The following is a 15,481-nucleotide window of genomic DNA, read 5'->3' on the forward strand; positions in this document are numbered from 1 at the left end:
AATACTCTAAATCACAGACAATTGGAGTTATTTTAAATGGCACGCGTCACCGTTGAAGATTGCGTTGAGAGAGTTCCTAACCGTTTCGAGATCGTTTTGCTTGCTGCACGGCGATCGCGGGAAATTGCGGCAGGTTCCATGCTGACCGTCGATCGGGACAACGACAAGAACCCTGTCGTCTCCTTGCGCGAGATCGGTGATGGTACGATTGAGCTTGATGAGCTCAAAAATAATCTTGTGCATTCATTGCAGCGCCGCGTCGAGGTTGACGAACCTGAAGAAGACAATATGGCTGCCCTGATGAGCGCCAGCAATGAATGGGCCGGGGTCATTCAGGAAAACACTGAGGTTGAGACTCTCTCCGCCGATGAAGTCGGCGCCACTGAGGTAAAGGATACTCCGGCAGCAGAAACCGATGCCGATGACCCGTTCGCTGACAATTGACCGGAACAAATGTAAAGCCCGGCATTTAACACCCATAATAAAACGGGAAATGCCGGGATCAGCGAATTTGAGTTTTAGTGTCCTTATTAGTTTCCGCCCGGATTTATTGTTTCAGCAGGAGGGGAGCGGCTATCGCTGGTCCTTTGATTGCTGATGCTGCGCCAGGTTGAACTTGTTGATCGTGTTCTAAGCTATGACCCTCAGGCTGACGAGGATCTTCTAAACCGGGCTTATATTTTTACGGTCAAAGCTCATGGCAGCCAGGTGCGTGCCTCCGGCGACCCGTATTTTTCTCATCCTATAGAAGTGGCCGGTATCCTGACCGAGCTGAAGTTGGATACGGCGACGATCGTAACAGCACTTCTCCACGACACAATTGAAGATACTGTCGCCACGAAAGAGCAGATCGAGGAGATATTCGGGAGCGAGATCGCAGCGCTTGTCGATGGCGTCACCAAGCTCTCGCAAATTGAGCTGCAGTCCGACAGGACCAAGCAAGGGGAGAATTTTCGCAAGCTTCTCCTTGCAATGTCGAACGATATCCGCGTGTTGCTGGTCAAGCTGGCGGACCGGTTACATAACATGCGCACCCTCCATTTCATAAAGAGTCCTGAAAAACGCAAACGCATTGCCACAGAGACGATGGAAATTTATGCGCCGCTTGCCGAGCGCATCGGCATGCAGAGTTTCCGTGACGATCTGGAAGATCTTGCCTTTATTGAACTGAACAATGAGGCCCGAAAATCGATCAAACGGCGCCTGGAATATTTGCGGGCGGAAGGAGAGGACCTGGTCGAACGGATTGTCGAGCAGTTCAAAAAAGACGCTGCTGACGCCGGGATAGAGGCCGAAATATACGGTCGGGAGAAACGCTTCTATTCCATCTGGCGCAAGATGGAGAAGAACAATGTCTCCTTCGAACAGCTCGCCGATATCATCGCATTTCGCGTTGTCGTCGATTCAGTGCAGGAGTGTTATCACGTCCTAGGCGTTCTGCATGCGAAATATTCCATGGTGCCGGGGCGGTTCAAGGATTATATCTCGATCCCGAAGCGGAACAATTATCGCTCCATTCACACGACGATTATCGGTCCTGAGAAGCAGCGTATTGAGGTTCAAATCCGCACGAAGGAGATGCACCAGACGAATGAGTATGGTGTCGCCGCCCATTGGCAATACAAGGAAAATCTCGAAAATGTCAAAGAGGGAAAGCAGTATCGCTGGCTTCGCGAACTGCTTGAAATCCTTGAGAACACGGTCGATCCGGACGAGTTCCTGGAACATACGAAACTTAGCATGTTTCAGGATCAGGTCTTCTGCTTTACCCCCAAGGGCGATCTGATTTCCTTGCCGCAGGGCAGCAGCCCTGTTGATTTTGCCTACGCCGTCCATACGGATGTCGGCAATACCTGCGTCGGCGCCAAGATTAACAGTCGGCTTGTGCCGCTTAGGACACCGCTTCGCAATGGCGACCAGGTGGAAATACTCCGCTCGAAAAACCAGACTCCATCCCCGACCTGGGAGAGCTTCGTTGTGAGCGGCAAGGCGCGCTCGGCCATTCGCCGGTTTACGCGAATGAAACAGCGCGGCCAGTATGTCGAGCTTGGCAAGGCAATTGCAGAGAAAGCTTTTCGTGTTGAAGGAAAACGGTTTGCTGAAAAGGCGCTACAGACTGCTGTTAAAGTATGGAACCAGGAAAATATCGATGATGTCTATTCCATGCTGGGCGACGGTACGCGCACCGGGCGGCAATTAATCGAGGTTATTTTCCCCGGTGAAAAACGGCAGGCGGAATCTGACAATGTCGTCACGCTTAAGCAGGCGAAATCGAAATCCGTTGGCAAGAGCACACACGCGGTGCCGATCCGGGGACTTATTCCCGGCATGGCAATGCATCTTGCCGGATGCTGCCATCCGCTTCCGGGCGACCGTATTGTGGGAATTGTCAGTACAGGACGCGGCGTTACAATTCATACTATTGACTGTGACACGCTTGAACAGTTCGCAGAGGTGCCGGAGCGCTGGCTCGATGTGTCGTGGGACGAAGATAATCAGCAGGCGGCCCATCCCGTCGGACGTGTCTCCATTATTATGGCAAATGAACCGGGCGCTCTCTCGGGTGTCACCTCGACTATTGCGTCAAATAACGGCAATATAAACAATCTAACCATCGTCAATCGCAGTCAGGATTTTTTTGAGATGCTGATTGATATTCAGGTAAAGGATGTCCGGCATTTGACCAATATAATTGCGGCACTGCGGGCCGATCCGGTTATCAGTTCCGTTGAAAGATCGGCAGGCTAATCAGGCTGGCTTTAAGAGAAAGGGTAAGTATGACAGAGGAAGAAATCCTGGCCCATTACCGGGAAACGAATGCGTTGCTGGAAGGGCATTTTCTGCTGAGTTCGGGGCTGCATTCTGATCGTTATCTTCAATCGGCCAAAGTCCTGATGTACCCTGATCGCGCCGCAGCGCTCTGTCGCGCCCTTGCCGACAAGGTTACGGCGTCAATTGGAGAGAATGCCGTTGATATTGTCGTGGCGCCGGCCATGGGCGGGGTAATCGTCGGCTATGAACTGGCCCGCCAGCTAGATGTTCCGGGTATCTTTACAGAGCGCGAGGACGGGGTGTTTACATTTCGGCGGGGTTTCTCCCTTGAGCCAGGGGCCCGTGTCATCATGTCGGAAGATATTGTCACGACCGGAAAATCCAGCCGTGAATGTATCGACACGATCCGCGCGGCAGGCGGAGTGGTCGTGGCTGCGACTTGCCTGATTGACCGGTCCAACGGCACGGCGGATGTCGGTGTGCCGCTGATCTCGTTGATGGAACTGGAAGTTAATAGCTATGAGCCGGATAAGCTGCCGCCTGAGCTTGCCGGCACCCCGGCGATAAAGCCCGGTAGCCGTAACCTGAAGTGATCTTTTCTTAAACGAAGACTTGCCGGAATGTTTCGACGTCGAACTAAATCAACAAGAATAAGGCAACTGTCGGAATTTGTCTGGCCGACGGCTGGCTTTCGGCGGTCTTCGAAGTATGTCGGGTACCGTCTTGCACGGCTGAAAGGCTCCCCATACAGCTTGGCGGCAGGTTTCGCGTTTGGCGCCGCCGTTTCCTTTACGCCCCTGTTAGGCCTGCATTTTGTCCTTGCCGCCCTGCTTGCCTGGGTGTTCCGGGCGAGTATTCTGGCGTCTGCCCTTGGCACAGCAGTGGGCAACCCTTGGACTTTTCCGCTTATCTGGACAATGCTCTATAAAATGGGTCGCTGGATGCTCGGGGACGATCCGGAACATGCAAAATTTCCGGACGCCAGTCTCGCAACCTTTTTCGATGGTCTCTGGGCGGGAGACTGGGGGAGTGTTTCCCATATCTTCTTTGACGTCATTCACCCTATGTTGCTCGCCTGCCTGCCGGTCTCCATTCTGGTCTGGATCATTTTTTTCTATCCATTGCAGGCATTGATCCGTAGATTTCAGGAGAAAAGGGCGCAGCTGATCATCGCGGCGCAGGCGCGAAAATTAAATCAGCAGTTCAAAAGCCGGAAAAAATTTGGAGTGAAGGATAAATGAAAAAGCTGAGATTGGGAGTGAATATCGATCATGTGGCGACCATTCGCAATGCGCGCGGCGGAGTCCATCCGGATCCGCTCCGTGCCGCACGGATCGCCGAGGCGGCGGGCGCGGATGGTATCACGGCTCATTTACGTGAGGACCGCCGCCATATCAGCGATGGCGACATTACCCGTCTCGCTAGGGAACTGACTATTCCGCTCAATTTCGAGATGGCGGCTACGGAAGAAATGCTTGCGATCGCGCTTGATCATAAGCCCCACGCGAGCTGTCTCGTTCCGGAAAAGCGGGAGGAACGGACGACAGAAGGCGGTCTGGATGTCGCTGGCGGTCATAATACGCTCAAGCATTATGTCGAAAGCCTTAGGAATGCGGATATACGGGTATCGCTTTTTATCGAGGCAGACCCGTTCCAGATCGAGGCGGCAAAGAAGATCGGCGCGGATATCGTCGAAATCCATACCGGTGCCTATTGCGATGCAGAGGATCCGGCGAAACGGCAGAGCGAATTTGAGCGAATTCAAAAGGCGGCGGCGCTCGCCGAGGAACTGGGCCTTGAATGCCATGCCGGCCATGGCCTGACTTTTGGCACCGTTAGCCCGATTGCCGCGATTCCGACTATTGTCGAGCTTAACATCGGCCATTTTCTGATTGGCGAGGCGATCTTCACCGGACTGGAAACAGCCATTGGCAAGATGCGGCGGTTAATGGACGAAGCCCGTCAGGCCGTAGCATAAGGCAGTAAAGGACGGCTCATGTCTCGCATTCTCGGCATTGGTAACGATATCATCGATATCCGGCGCATAGAAAAAACCCTGAACCGTTTCGGGGAGCGTTTCATTAAGCGTGTCTATACTGAAGTCGAGATCGCGAAATCGGAGCGGCGGCTGAACCGGGTTGAATCCTACGCCAAGAGATATGCCGCAAAAGAAGCCTGTTCCAAGGCGCTCGGCACGGGCTTTCGCCGGGGTGTGTTCTGGAAGGACATGGGGGTTGTTAATCTGCCGTCCGGAAAACCGACGATCGCATTGACGGGCGGGGCTTTGCTGCAGCTCGAACGGATAACACCGCCGGGCATGCGGACGGAAATACATCTGACAATTACGGATGAGCCACCACAAGCACAGGCGATCGTCCTGATTACGGCAATCCCAGACGATGAAGAGGATAAACCTGAGATTTGACTGGGAAAACATTTGCCTGAACGGCGCGTTCGTGTAAATGAATGACTATTGTTTTGAATATATTTTTGGATGAGTTTTATGAAGGAAGAAGCGGTGCGAGCGAAAGCCAAGGGCGGATTGGGGGAAACAATCCGCACAATAATCTATGCTGTGCTGATTGCCGTCGTAATCCGGACATTCGCTTATGAACCGTTCAAGATCCCGTCAGAGTCAATGCTGCCGACCCTGATGATCGGCGATTATCTGTTTGTGTCGAAATATTCCTATGGCTACAGCCGCCATTCCTTTCCGTTCAGCCTGGCACCTATATCGGGGCGCGTATTCGGCGAATTACCGGAGCGCGGTGACGTGGCCGTCTTTAAAAAGCCGATCGGGGAGTCCGTTGATTATATCAAACGCATCGTTGGACTGCCGGGCGACAAGCTGCAGATGATCAATGGGGTGCTCAATATCAACGGCACGGCAGTCAAACGCGAACGGGTCGAGGATTTTGTCGATAAGGACCGCTTCGGGAATGTTCGGCGTATCGCGCAATATCGTGAAACGCTCCCGAACGGTCGAACCTTTCTGACGCTGGATGAAACAGTGCAGGGGATTATGGATAATACCGATGTCTACACGGTGCCGGACGGGCATGTCTTTGCCATGGGAGATAACCGTGATAATTCAACGGACAGCCGGTTCCTGACCCATGTGGGATATATCCCGGCGGAAAATCTGGTCGGCCGGGCAGAGGTCATATTCATGTCGCTGGATGGTTCTGCCGAGTGGTACGAAATCTGGAAATATCCTACAGCTATTCGCTGGAACCGGATTTTTGACTCCCTGAGCTGATGAGCGTGCCACCGAAAAACCTTGAAGACCTGCCGGATCTCATCGGGCATGAGTTCAAGGACCTATCACTTTTGACAGCCGCAGTGACACATTCGTCCCTGATCAAAGGGAAAGGTCGGAAGGCGGCGCAGGACGACTATGACCGGCTTGAGTTTCTTGGCGATCGGGTTCTTGGCCTGATTATCAGTGAAGAGCTTTTCCGCCGGTTTGAAGAGGCGGAAGCGGGACAGCTGTCCCGGCGATATAATGCGCAAGTCAGGCGTGAGACGCTGGCGGAAATTGGCGCGGAAATGGGCCTACAGGCATATATCCGTATGGCCGCTGATCTGGCGGCGACTGGGGGGCGTGATAATCCGGCCATTCTATCGGATGTCATGGAGGCGGTCATTGCAGCCGTCTATCTGGACGGGGGTATCAGGGCCGCCAAGAAATTCATCAAGTCCAGATGGTGGCCGCGGTTCGATCACAAGGACGCCTCCCGCAAGGATGCCAAATCCGCTTTGCAGGAATGGCTGGCCAAGATGGGCCGACCATTGCCCGCCTATTCGATAATTGAGGAGACCGGCCCCGATCATGACCGGCATTTCAAAGTTATGGTGGAAGTACCCGATTATGCTCCGGCGACCGGTTCAGGTCCGTCAAAACGAGCGGCGGAGCAAAAGGCTGCCGCGGCAATGCTAAAGGAACTGCAAGGTGGTTGAACAAGAGAAGGAGACATCGCCGACACGCTGTGGCTATGTTGCATTGGTCGGGGCGCCCAATGCCGGTAAATCGACATTGCTCAATCAGCTCGTTGGCGCGAAAATAGCGATTGTCACACCGAAAGTGCAGACAACACGTGCGCGAGTCACCGCCATTGCGATCGAGGGCGAAAGCCAGGTCATCTTTGTCGACACGCCCGGCATCTTCAAGCCATCGCGCCGGTTGGAGAAAGCCATGGTCGATGCGGCCTGGAGTGGGGCGCAGGATGCAGACCGGATTGTACTCCTCATTGATGCCGTAAAAGGTCTTACGGCGGATGTGGAGCGTATCATTGCCGGACTTGAGAAAAACCAACGCCGCGCCCATGTGATTCTGAACAAGGTGGATATTGTAAAGCGGGACAGTCTGCTCGGTATTGCGAAAACCCTATCCGAGCGCGGTATTTTCGATGAGATTTATATGCTCTCTGCGCTGACCGGCGATGGGGTTGATGATCTTCGCTCGGCATTAGCGAAGGAAATGCCGGAAGGCCCTTGGCTGTATCCTGAAGACCAGCTTGCGCTTGCGCCCATGCGGCAGTTGGCAGCAGAAATTACGCGTGAAAAGCTGTTTATGCGGCTTAATCAGGAATTGCCCTATTCTCTGACCGTCGAGACGGAAAGCTGGGAAGAGCGTAAAGACGGGTCGGTGAAAATCCAGCAGGTCGTCTATGTTTCCCGTGCCAACCACAAGCCGATTGTCCTCGGAAAGGGCGGGCAGACGATCAAGAAAGTCGGCGAGCTTGCCCGCGCAGACCTAGAAGAGAGTCTGGGCTGTCGCGTTCATCTCTTCCTGTTCATCAAGGTGCGGGAAAAATGGCTTGATGATCCGGAGCGATACCGCGAAATGGGCCTTGATTTCCCAAAAGACAGCCCCTGAACGCCTCTCGTCGCCTCCCGCTCTCAATCAATTTAAAGAAAAGATGCTGCTGCTTTTTTGCGGGCCTGTGTTCTTTTGATCGTAAAAGATTGACAAACATAGTTAAAAAATAATCGGTGAAACAAAAAATTAACTAAATCCCTTCCATCATATCCCCAACGAAGGAATTTTTTCCTTTTTTTGAATGTTTTTTACTTGGGTAGTCAATTGTATTTTGGGGAATAGGATGATGGCTAAGCTCGATACAACATATGTCAGTAAATATCTGCAAAGTGCGGATGATGGGGTCGCCGATGATCAGTTCAGGGCGGGACTGCTGTTTTCAACTGGAGACGGGGTTTCGCAGGATCTGGTGACGGCACATAAATGGTTTAATCTCGCCGCAATGAACGGCATAGAGGAAGCGCGCGAGAACCGGGCGGAGATTTCTCTCGATATGTCCGCGCAGGAAATTGCCAAGGCCCAGAAAATGGCGCGCGAATGGATTATGGGCCGATAGGCGCCTTGTTCCGTTTTTGCGAAAAAAATTGCAACTAAACCCTTTGACAGGGAACTAAAATCTGCCATATTGCCGCCTCCGGTGAGCTGGCCGAGTGGCTGAAGGCGCTCCCCTGCTAAGGGAGTATGGGGTTTATAGCTCCATCGAGGGTTCGAATCCCTCGCTCACCGCCACCCACCCCTGATAATTCGTCTCTGATTTCGCGAGGCGTCGTATCCTCCCGTAACAGGGCACTTATTCGCCGCTAATCCCATTCTTTGCATCGTCTCCGGACCGTAAGATGCCGGTCATTCGGGAGCCACTTACCCACTAGTCTCCGGCTGTCTGATGGCAGGGTGAGTTTGACGGGAACGGGGCGTTAACAGGGAATTTTTACAAAAAACACCGATTAACAGGGTAAAATCGATGTCCAATCGTGCAAGAGAGAATATTTTATCGCGTAAAAACAGGGCCTTACAGGTCATTTTCGCCACTTTCCTGTTAATTGGTCATAACAGGGTGATTAAGCGCCATAACAGGGCCTGTTATTGCGATTAACAGGGAGTTTTAAGCGTATTAACAGGTGGTTTAGGAAATTCTCTTTAGAGAGATAAATGCACTTCAATCCGCGATATCTACCCCGAATTTGCGTCGTTGATCGGACCAGAGCAGGGGGATTTCTTCCTTCATCAGTAGGGCAAGTGTCAGGTGGTCGGGCTGCCGCCCGTCGAGGATGAGGCGCTGGATATCAGGCGTCAGAAAAGCGAGCCGGACCAGATTGCGCCGCCAGGGGGAGGCGGGCGCTGATTGCAGGACTGGTCCATTCTTTGGCCCGCGCTCCAGCATCGCATGAGCGCTGCGCAAGGCCCGGATGAGAGAGGGGTCAGGTTGCGGTGTGTTTTTATCGCCGGCGAGGATGTCGGTCTTTCCACCGCGCGTCTGCATCCGCCAGGGAAGGGTCAGCCGCAGCTCATCCGGTTTCGCCGGATCGCGCACAGCCCGTTCTCCTGTATGAAGGTTTTCTGTGATCTTGCCGATAAAGTTGAGAGGCAGAAACAGATCGACATGCCTTGCATGAATCTCGACACGACTTACAAGTTCGAGGGGGTCCTCCTGCAAGTTGGGGAGAAGACGGTCCAGCGTCTTGGTCAAGCGGCTTTCAACTGTCGCCGCGGAGACACGTCGCGGTGCATTATCCAGCTGGTCTCGCTTTCCCCCGCGCTGCAAGGAGGCGGACACATAATAGCGATACAGCTTGCCGCCGCGCCCATAGGCAAAGGTCGGTGACATGGGCTGACCGTCCGTATCAAATATCCGCCCCGCGAGCGGCGAGCGCGCCACGCTTTTGCCAGTTGCCTTGCGACGACGGGCATTGGCATCAAGCTGTTCCTGCGCCGCCTCGAACAGCTCCTCCTCGATTATCGCCTCATGCAGCCCGGGATGAAACTGATCCTTGTGGGGAACCTCTCCGAGATAGACACGGCTCCGCAGCAGATGATAGAGCGCGCCGCGACTGAAGGGCTGGCCTCCGATGGTTCTTCCTTTCAGCGTCACCCGGGTCTTTGATCGAATGTCCTTCGCATCCAGCTCTCGCACCAGGGCATGGACGGATTTAAGCTGCAGATATCTTTCGAAGATCCTGCGCACGATGTCGGCTTCTGCGTCATTCACCCGCAAAGTATGAGAGCCGGCCTCCGGCAGGTCATAGCCGAGCGGCAGACTGCCGCCCATCCACATGCCCTTCTTCTTGGAAGCGGCGATCTTGTCACGGATCCGCTCCCCGGTAACCTCCCGTTCAAACTGGGCAAAGGAGAGGAGAACATTGAGCGTCAGCCGTCCCATGCTGGAGGTGGTATTAAAGGATTGCGTGACACTGACAAAACTGACGTCGTGCTGCTCGAACAACTCCACCATGCGGGCAAAATCCGCAAGCGAGCGGGTCAGGCGATCTATCTTGTAGACCACCACGATATCAATTTTTTCTAATGAGATATCCGAGAGCAGTTGTTTTAGGCCAGGCCGCTCCATACTGCCGCCGGAATAGCCCCCGTCATCATAGCGGGCGGGAAGGGGTCGCCAGCCTACGCTTGCCTGACTCTTGATATAGGCAGCGCAAGCCTCATGCTGGGCATCGAGGCTGTTGAAGCTTTGTTCAAGCCCTTCCTCGGAGCTCTTGCGCGTATAGATGGCGCAGCGTTTTACGGGCGGCTTCATTGTCCGCCCTCTCGTAGTCCAAAGAAGCGCGGGCCATTCCAGCGGGTCCCGGTCGCCGCCCGGGCGATAGCGGAGAGGCTCGGGTAGGTCCTCTCTTCCCAGCGAAAGCCATCCGCCTCGACGACGACCTCGATCCGGCGGCCCTGCCAGTCCCGCCGCAGGATCGCGCCATCGCCCAGGGCGCGGCCTTCGGGCGCAATGGCTCCGCGACGGGCAAGCAGGCGACGGGTCCCGGATGGAAACCCACCCAAAGCTTCCGCCTGCAGACGCCAGGCCAGCATCAGGCGCAACAGTTCTTCCGAGCGTAGTTTGGGCGGCGGTCCGATTCGGGCAGCCCAGAGAACGCGGATATCTTTCAATCCAAGCGTCTCCAATGACCTGATCTCTGCATCAAGTTCGGAAACGCTATTCATTGCGGCGCTCCGATCCGGTAGCGGCGAACACTGTCGATCTTCTCAGACGTTATTAAATGACCTTTCTTCTTCAGCGCCCCGGCGATGGCGCCGCGTACCGAGTGGGACTGCCAGCCCGTAGCAGTGCACAGCTCCTCCAGACAGGCGCCGTCCTTTCGACGGAGAAGATCAACGATCTTTTCAAGTTTTGTCGGGGCGTCTGATGTGGTTTTGGGGATGGCTGCGCTGTGTGTTCTATTTTGCTTTTGGATAGATGGATTGGGATTCTTGGATGTCATGGATCTCTCCTCCGGTTATCGGGCGGAAGTATTCCGTCCCCACCGACAACAGCCCGGCAAACGGGCGCAACGACAGTAACGCTCGTCTGCGCCCCGAAGTCCAGTCCTTCCAAACGTTGGTTTAAAGGGAGCCTGGAAGGGGTTATATTCATCTCCAACATGACCGTATTTGGTGCAAGCAAATGATTGGATGTACAAGATGAGTGAAAGGCCAGATTCTAGAAACCAGCTGACAGTCACCTACCGGCCGGTCAGCGACCTGGTGCCCGATCCCCGGAACGCGCGCACCCATTCGAAACAACAGATCGAGCAGATCAAAGCCTCGATTGACGTGTTCGGCTTTACCAATCCGATCCTCGCTGATCCGGAAGACCGGATGATCGCGGGGCATGGGCGCTTGCTTGCGGCGAAGGCAATAGGCCTTGATGAAGTGCCGGTCATTGTACTCTCGGGTCTCACGGAGATCCAGAAGCGCGCACTCCGGCTGGCCGACAACAAGATCGCGCTTAATGCCGGCTGGGATATGGAAATCCTGAAGCTGGAACTCTCCGAGCTGGCAGTGATTGATGTCGATATGGAGGTGACGCTGACCGGCTTCTCGACCGGTGAGATCGATGTGATCCTGGAGGGGCAGGCGGACCCCGACGATGAGGTTATTCCGGCTGTCCCGGAAACCCCAAGAACCAAAGCGGGGGATATCTGGATACTCGGGGATCACCGCATTGGCTGCGGGGATGGCCGGGATCATGCCTTCTTACAAAAGGTCGTTGGCGCAAATACACAAGTCGACGCGGCCTTTCTGGATCCGCCCTACAATGTCCGGATCAGCGGTCATGCCAATACCAGTGATCGACATCGGGAGTTCGCGATGGCGTCAGGCGAGATGACCGAGACGGAGTTCCGAACCTTCCTCAAAGAGACACTCGGCGCCTGTACCAGCGTCTCCCGGGAGGGAGCCGTTCACTTTGTCTGTATGGACTGGCGGCATATGGAGGATGTGACTGCTGTTGCTCATGATATCTATGGCGCCTTTCTCAATCTCTGTATCTGGAACAAGTCCAATGCCGGGATGGGCTCGCTGTATCGCTCCAAGCATGAACTGATATTCGTCTACCGGGTCGGGGAGGCGGCGCATCTCAATATGGTGGAGCTTGGCAGGCATGGCCGCAACCGGACCAATGTCTGGGATTATGCGTCCGTCAATTCCTTCCGCGGCAGCCGGCGCGAAGATCTCGCGCTGCATCCCACCGTCAAACCGACGGGGCTGGTGGCGGATGCGATCAGGGATGTGACCCGTCATGGCGATCTCGTCCTCGATATCTTTCTGGGTTCGGGAACCACCCTGATCGCCGCTGAACGGACCGGGCGCCGGTTCCGGGGGGTGGAGATTGATCCGGCCTATGTCGATGTCGCCATTGAGCGATGGTCAGCATTAACAGGACGCGAACCACTCCTGGAGCAAGGAGGGACCGAATGAAGGACAAACCGACAAGAGGGAAACCGCCTGTCTCGGGACGGTTCAGGAAAGGCCGGAGCGGTAACCCCGGGGGACGTCCGAAATCCAGAGCGGTACCCGGCACGTCGTCTGCCATTGAAGTGATTATGGGCAGGACCCTGACGGTCATGCGGAACGGGACACCGCGAGAGATATCCCTGGAAGAGGCGCTGCAGCAACGCACCTGGCAGGAAGCATTGGGCGGCAACCGCTCGGCGCAGCGCGAGGTGCTGAAATGGATTATCAAGCGCGAGAAGTATCTCGCGGCAGAGGAGCGTCGGAAGTCGCCAAAGGGCGCGACTAGTCTCTTTTCGGATGACCCGGGTAATGCAGACGACGCCCTTTTGCTGCTCGAGATTACAGCCCTTGATCCGACGCATGAGGATTACGACGAACCTCGTCCCCAAATGCTGCTGGAGCCCTGGGCGGTGCAGGCGGCCCTGGGCCGGCGCCGGGGTGGCCACAAGCTCAAGGCCGACGATGTCTCCGAGATCCGGCGCTGTACACGCGACCCTGATAGTCTGCACTGGCCGAAAGGAATTGAAGAATGATGGGTGATGGGAACGGGGGTGGCAGCGGGGCCGGTTATGGACAACCGCCCACTGCGACACGGTTTAAAAAGGGCCGGAGCGGCAATCCAAAAGGAAGGCCGAGAGGGCGACATAAGGAAACGCCCTATGAAGCGGTATTGGGGCAGAGGGTGACGATCCGCGAGGACGGGGTTACCAAGCAGGTCACGGCGGCGGAGGCGTTTCTGCTGCAACTGGCCAGGCGCGGGCTTGACGGCGATATATCGGCCACCCGTTACGCCATGACCGTAATTGCAGAGGGGAAAAGCGAGCAGGCAGTCGACTCACTTCAGTTCCGCAAGATTGTCGTAAACTTTGTCTCTCCCGGAAGCGTAAATACAGCGCTCCAACCGTTGCGTATGGCAAAGAAGCTTGACCCCTACCGCGAAACCGCCCGTATGGCACTGGAGCCCTGGATTGTCGAGGCGGCGCTCGAACGCCTCGGAGAGGATCATCTAACGCCCGAGGAACAGCGCACGGTCGTGAAGGCAACCCGTACGCCCTGGAAGGTCAACTGGCCGGACTGGTGGGTGGTGCGGCCGTAGGTGGTGGTCAGGGGAATAACCACAACGTCGCAGGCGCAAATCCTGCCCCCGCAACCAAATTATCCTAAATGAATTCAAATACCTACATAACGGATTGGTAAAAATACCCAAGCCGTTTTCGTGCTCAGGGCTACCATGGGGCTATCTGGATTACCACTAGGAAGGAAGTGAGACCATGCTTATGCACAACCCGCCGCACCCCGGCCAGGTCATCAGGCGGCAGTGCCTTGAGCCCCCCTGGGGCTGAGCCTGACCGAGGCCGCGAACGGCCTTGGCGTGTCGCGCAACATCCTGTCGATGCTGCTCAACGGGCGGCTGGGGATTTCCCCGGAAATGGCAATTCGCCTGTCGCAGGGATTCGGCGGCAGCCCGGAGAGCTGGTTGCAGCAGCAGATGCAGTATGACCTGTGGGAAGCTCAACAGCACAAGGACAAGATCAAGGTGCAGAAATTCGAGGTCGCCTCGGGCCTCGTTGACTCGATGAATTCGATGGCTTCAGAGTGGCACAAGCCCTTCGGCCTGCGCGATCTCAAGGTTGGACGGGCTGAAGATGCCGGTGATGACGGGAATGGGCTTGCGCTTGCTGGTCTTCCAACTTTGGCTGGCTCCGGGCTGTTTCACTCCTTCTTGAACACCTTTGCATGGTCGCGTGCGAACTCCCGAAATGTGCGGGCGGGGCGACCGGTAACCTGCTCGACCGTATCGAGCACACCTTCCAGATGCCCGGCAGGGGCCAAGGCGTATAATTCGTTCATTGCATCAGCCAGCATCTCCGTCATGCCCATGGCGGTCATTGCTTGCTTGGCCTGGTCCGGTGAGATGGGGACATAGTTGACAGTGTGTCCCACTACGCCGGTCAGTACGGCCGCCAGATCCGCACCGCTCAGCGCTTCCGGTCCGGTTACCGGGTAGGCCCGGTTCTCGTGGCCCGGCTCCGTGAGCGCCTTGGCAGCAACGGCGGCAATATCGCGGGCGTCGATCCAGCTCACTTTCCCCTCGCCGAGGGGCATGTAGAACTCGCCCTTGTCGCAGATCGCCTCCACGTACATCAGCAGGTTCTGCATGAAGAACCCCGGTTGCACGAAGGTCCAGACCATGCCGGACTCCTGCGCCTGTTGCTGGTTTTCGCCGTGCCAGCGCCCGATCTGTACGGGCGCATCCGAGGCCGCGCCGATGCCGGTAGACATGACGACATGCTTGACCCCGGCCGTCTTGGCCGCTGCGATCAGGTTAGCGCGCATCTGCACCTGGTCGGGCACAAGGGGGGTGACGACGAAGACTTTTTCGATCCCCTGTAGGGCTTCGGGCAAGGTTTCCGGCTGACGAAGATCTCCGGCAACGGTCGCGATGCCCTGCACCTTCAGAGCCTCCGCCTTGGTTGGATCGCGTACCAGCGCCCAGAAGGGGGCATTCTCCTCCTTCAGCAGCCGCACCACCTCGCTGCCGATCGTCCCGGTTCCGCCAACGATGAGTATCATGACCTTTCTCCTTTCTTTCGCCCCTGTGGACAAAGACAAGCCGCCGCCGCTCGTAGGGGCACCATGAAGCTCGACGACGATCATTATTATCAGTATGGTATCTAAAGGGAAGTAGGAACCTTCAGGTAACCATATAGTGCCCCGTAACCCACCCCCGCCAGTCTGCGTGGATGCGCTCTTGCGCCTGCTCATGGGGTCATGGACGACCTACATACTCTGGCATCTACGCCAGGATGGGCCGTTGCGTTTCTGCGCGGTGCGGCGGGCGATTCCCGGCATCTCGTCGAAGGTCCTGACGCAACGCCTACGGATGCTCGAAGAACACGGCATCGTCTATCGCCACCATGTTCCCTCGATCCC

General features: G+C 55.7%; 18 protein-coding genes and 1 tRNA gene. 14 read left to right on the forward strand and 5 right to left on the reverse strand.

All coding sequences use genetic code 11. The features are described 5' to 3' along the window. The first annotated feature begins 36 nt into the window (after positions 1 to 36). From rpoZ to AACZ19_RS07890, 11 genes are all read left to right on the forward strand, one after another. Complete coding sequence (rpoZ, locus tag AACZ19_RS07840) at positions 37 to 444, forward strand: DNA-directed RNA polymerase subunit omega (protein WP_339632682.1); 408 nt, start codon at positions 37 to 39, stop codon at positions 442 to 444. A 153-nt stretch (positions 445 to 597) separates the two neighbouring features. Then, on the forward strand, positions 598 to 2,748 hold the full coding sequence (locus tag AACZ19_RS07845) for a bifunctional (p)ppGpp synthetase/guanosine-3',5'-bis(diphosphate) 3'-pyrophosphohydrolase (RefSeq protein ID WP_339632685.1): 2,151 nt from the start codon (positions 598 to 600) through the stop codon (positions 2,746 to 2,748). Between the two features lie 29 nt (positions 2,749 to 2,777). Next, complete coding sequence (pyrE, locus tag AACZ19_RS07850; protein ID WP_339632687.1) at positions 2,778 to 3,365, forward strand: orotate phosphoribosyltransferase; 588 nt, start codon at positions 2,778 to 2,780, stop codon at positions 3,363 to 3,365. Between the two features lie 27 nt (positions 3,366 to 3,392). Beyond that, complete coding sequence (locus AACZ19_RS07855) at positions 3,393 to 4,013, forward strand: DUF2062 domain-containing protein (RefSeq protein ID WP_339632689.1); 621 nt, start codon at positions 3,393 to 3,395, stop codon at positions 4,011 to 4,013. After that, positions 4,010 to 4,750, forward strand: coding sequence for a pyridoxine 5'-phosphate synthase (locus AACZ19_RS07860; RefSeq protein WP_339632691.1), 741 nt, complete (start codon positions 4,010 to 4,012; stop codon positions 4,748 to 4,750). The genes AACZ19_RS07855 and AACZ19_RS07860 overlap by 4 nt, the downstream gene beginning before the upstream one ends. An 18-nt stretch (positions 4,751 to 4,768) precedes the next feature. Further along, a complete protein-coding gene (gene acpS / locus AACZ19_RS07865) occupies positions 4,769 to 5,197 on the forward strand; it encodes a holo-ACP synthase (RefSeq protein ID WP_339632694.1) in 429 nt (142 codons plus the stop codon). Positions 5,198 to 5,275: 78 nt separating this feature from the next. Beyond that, positions 5,276 to 6,031, forward strand: coding sequence for a signal peptidase I (gene lepB / locus AACZ19_RS07870; RefSeq protein ID WP_339632696.1), 756 nt, complete (start codon positions 5,276 to 5,278; stop codon positions 6,029 to 6,031). Next, complete coding sequence (rnc, locus tag AACZ19_RS07875) at positions 6,031 to 6,732, forward strand: ribonuclease III (protein ID WP_339632698.1); 702 nt, start codon at positions 6,031 to 6,033, stop codon at positions 6,730 to 6,732. The genes lepB and rnc overlap by 1 nt, the downstream gene beginning before the upstream one ends. After that, complete coding sequence (era, locus tag AACZ19_RS07880; protein ID WP_339632700.1) at positions 6,725 to 7,651, forward strand: GTPase Era; 927 nt, start codon at positions 6,725 to 6,727, stop codon at positions 7,649 to 7,651. Before rnc ends, era begins: the two co-directional genes overlap by 8 nt. A gap of 229 nt (positions 7,652 to 7,880) precedes the next feature. Further along, a complete protein-coding gene (locus AACZ19_RS07885) occupies positions 7,881 to 8,150 on the forward strand; it encodes a hypothetical protein (protein WP_339632702.1) in 270 nt (89 codons plus the stop codon). An 80-nt stretch (positions 8,151 to 8,230) separates the two neighbouring features. Then, a tRNA-Ser gene (locus tag AACZ19_RS07890) sits at positions 8,231 to 8,323 on the forward strand. Positions 8,324 to 8,750: 427 nt separating this feature from the next. On the opposite strand, the gene AACZ19_RS07895 is transcribed toward AACZ19_RS07890, so the two are convergent. The 3 genes from AACZ19_RS07895 to AACZ19_RS07905 are packed head-to-tail and all read right to left on the reverse strand — an operon-like array spanning position 8,751 to position 11,034. Further along, positions 8,751 to 10,343: a recombinase family protein gene (locus AACZ19_RS07895; RefSeq protein WP_339632704.1), complete on the reverse strand. Its 1,593-nt coding sequence runs from the start codon at positions 10,341 to 10,343 to the stop codon at positions 8,751 to 8,753. After that, entirely contained in the window at positions 10,340 to 10,756 is a 417-nt protein-coding gene (locus AACZ19_RS07900) for a DUF2924 domain-containing protein (RefSeq protein ID WP_339632706.1), read from the reverse strand. Before AACZ19_RS07900 ends, AACZ19_RS07895 begins: the two co-directional genes overlap by 4 nt. After that, on the reverse strand, positions 10,753 to 11,034 hold the full coding sequence (locus AACZ19_RS07905; RefSeq protein WP_339632708.1) for a DUF3489 domain-containing protein: 282 nt from the start codon (positions 11,032 to 11,034) through the stop codon (positions 10,753 to 10,755). Before AACZ19_RS07905 ends, AACZ19_RS07900 begins: the two co-directional genes overlap by 4 nt. A 199-nt stretch (positions 11,035 to 11,233) precedes the next feature. Between AACZ19_RS07905 and AACZ19_RS07910 the strand changes: the two genes are divergently transcribed. The 3 genes from AACZ19_RS07910 to AACZ19_RS07920 are packed head-to-tail and all read left to right on the forward strand — an operon-like array spanning position 11,234 to position 13,643. Continuing rightward, positions 11,234 to 12,511 (forward strand): DNA methyltransferase, encoded by a 1,278-nt coding sequence (locus AACZ19_RS07910; RefSeq protein WP_339632710.1) that lies wholly within the window; start codon positions 11,234 to 11,236, stop codon positions 12,509 to 12,511. Further along, on the forward strand, positions 12,508 to 13,080 hold the full coding sequence (locus AACZ19_RS07915) for a DUF5681 domain-containing protein (protein ID WP_339632712.1): 573 nt from the start codon (positions 12,508 to 12,510) through the stop codon (positions 13,078 to 13,080). Before AACZ19_RS07910 ends, AACZ19_RS07915 begins: the two co-directional genes overlap by 4 nt. Then, a complete protein-coding gene (locus tag AACZ19_RS07920; RefSeq protein ID WP_339632714.1) occupies positions 13,077 to 13,643 on the forward strand; it encodes a DUF5681 domain-containing protein in 567 nt (188 codons plus the stop codon). The genes AACZ19_RS07915 and AACZ19_RS07920 overlap by 4 nt, the downstream gene beginning before the upstream one ends. A gap of 495 nt (positions 13,644 to 14,138) precedes the next feature. On the opposite strand, the gene AACZ19_RS07925 is transcribed toward AACZ19_RS07920, so the two are convergent. Further along, a complete protein-coding gene (locus AACZ19_RS07925) occupies positions 14,139 to 14,264 on the reverse strand; it encodes a hypothetical protein (protein ID WP_339632716.1) in 126 nt (41 codons plus the stop codon). Beyond that, positions 14,261 to 15,121, reverse strand: a complete 861-nt coding sequence (locus tag AACZ19_RS07930) for an SDR family oxidoreductase (RefSeq protein WP_339632719.1) — start codon at positions 15,119 to 15,121, stop codon at positions 14,261 to 14,263. The genes AACZ19_RS07925 and AACZ19_RS07930 overlap by 4 nt, the downstream gene beginning before the upstream one ends. Positions 15,122 to 15,481: the final 360 nt, after the last annotated feature.

Origin of the sequence: uncultured Sneathiella sp., from assembly GCF_963973085.1 — a bacterium.
GTDB lineage: Bacteria > Pseudomonadota > Alphaproteobacteria > Sneathiellales > Sneathiellaceae > Sneathiella.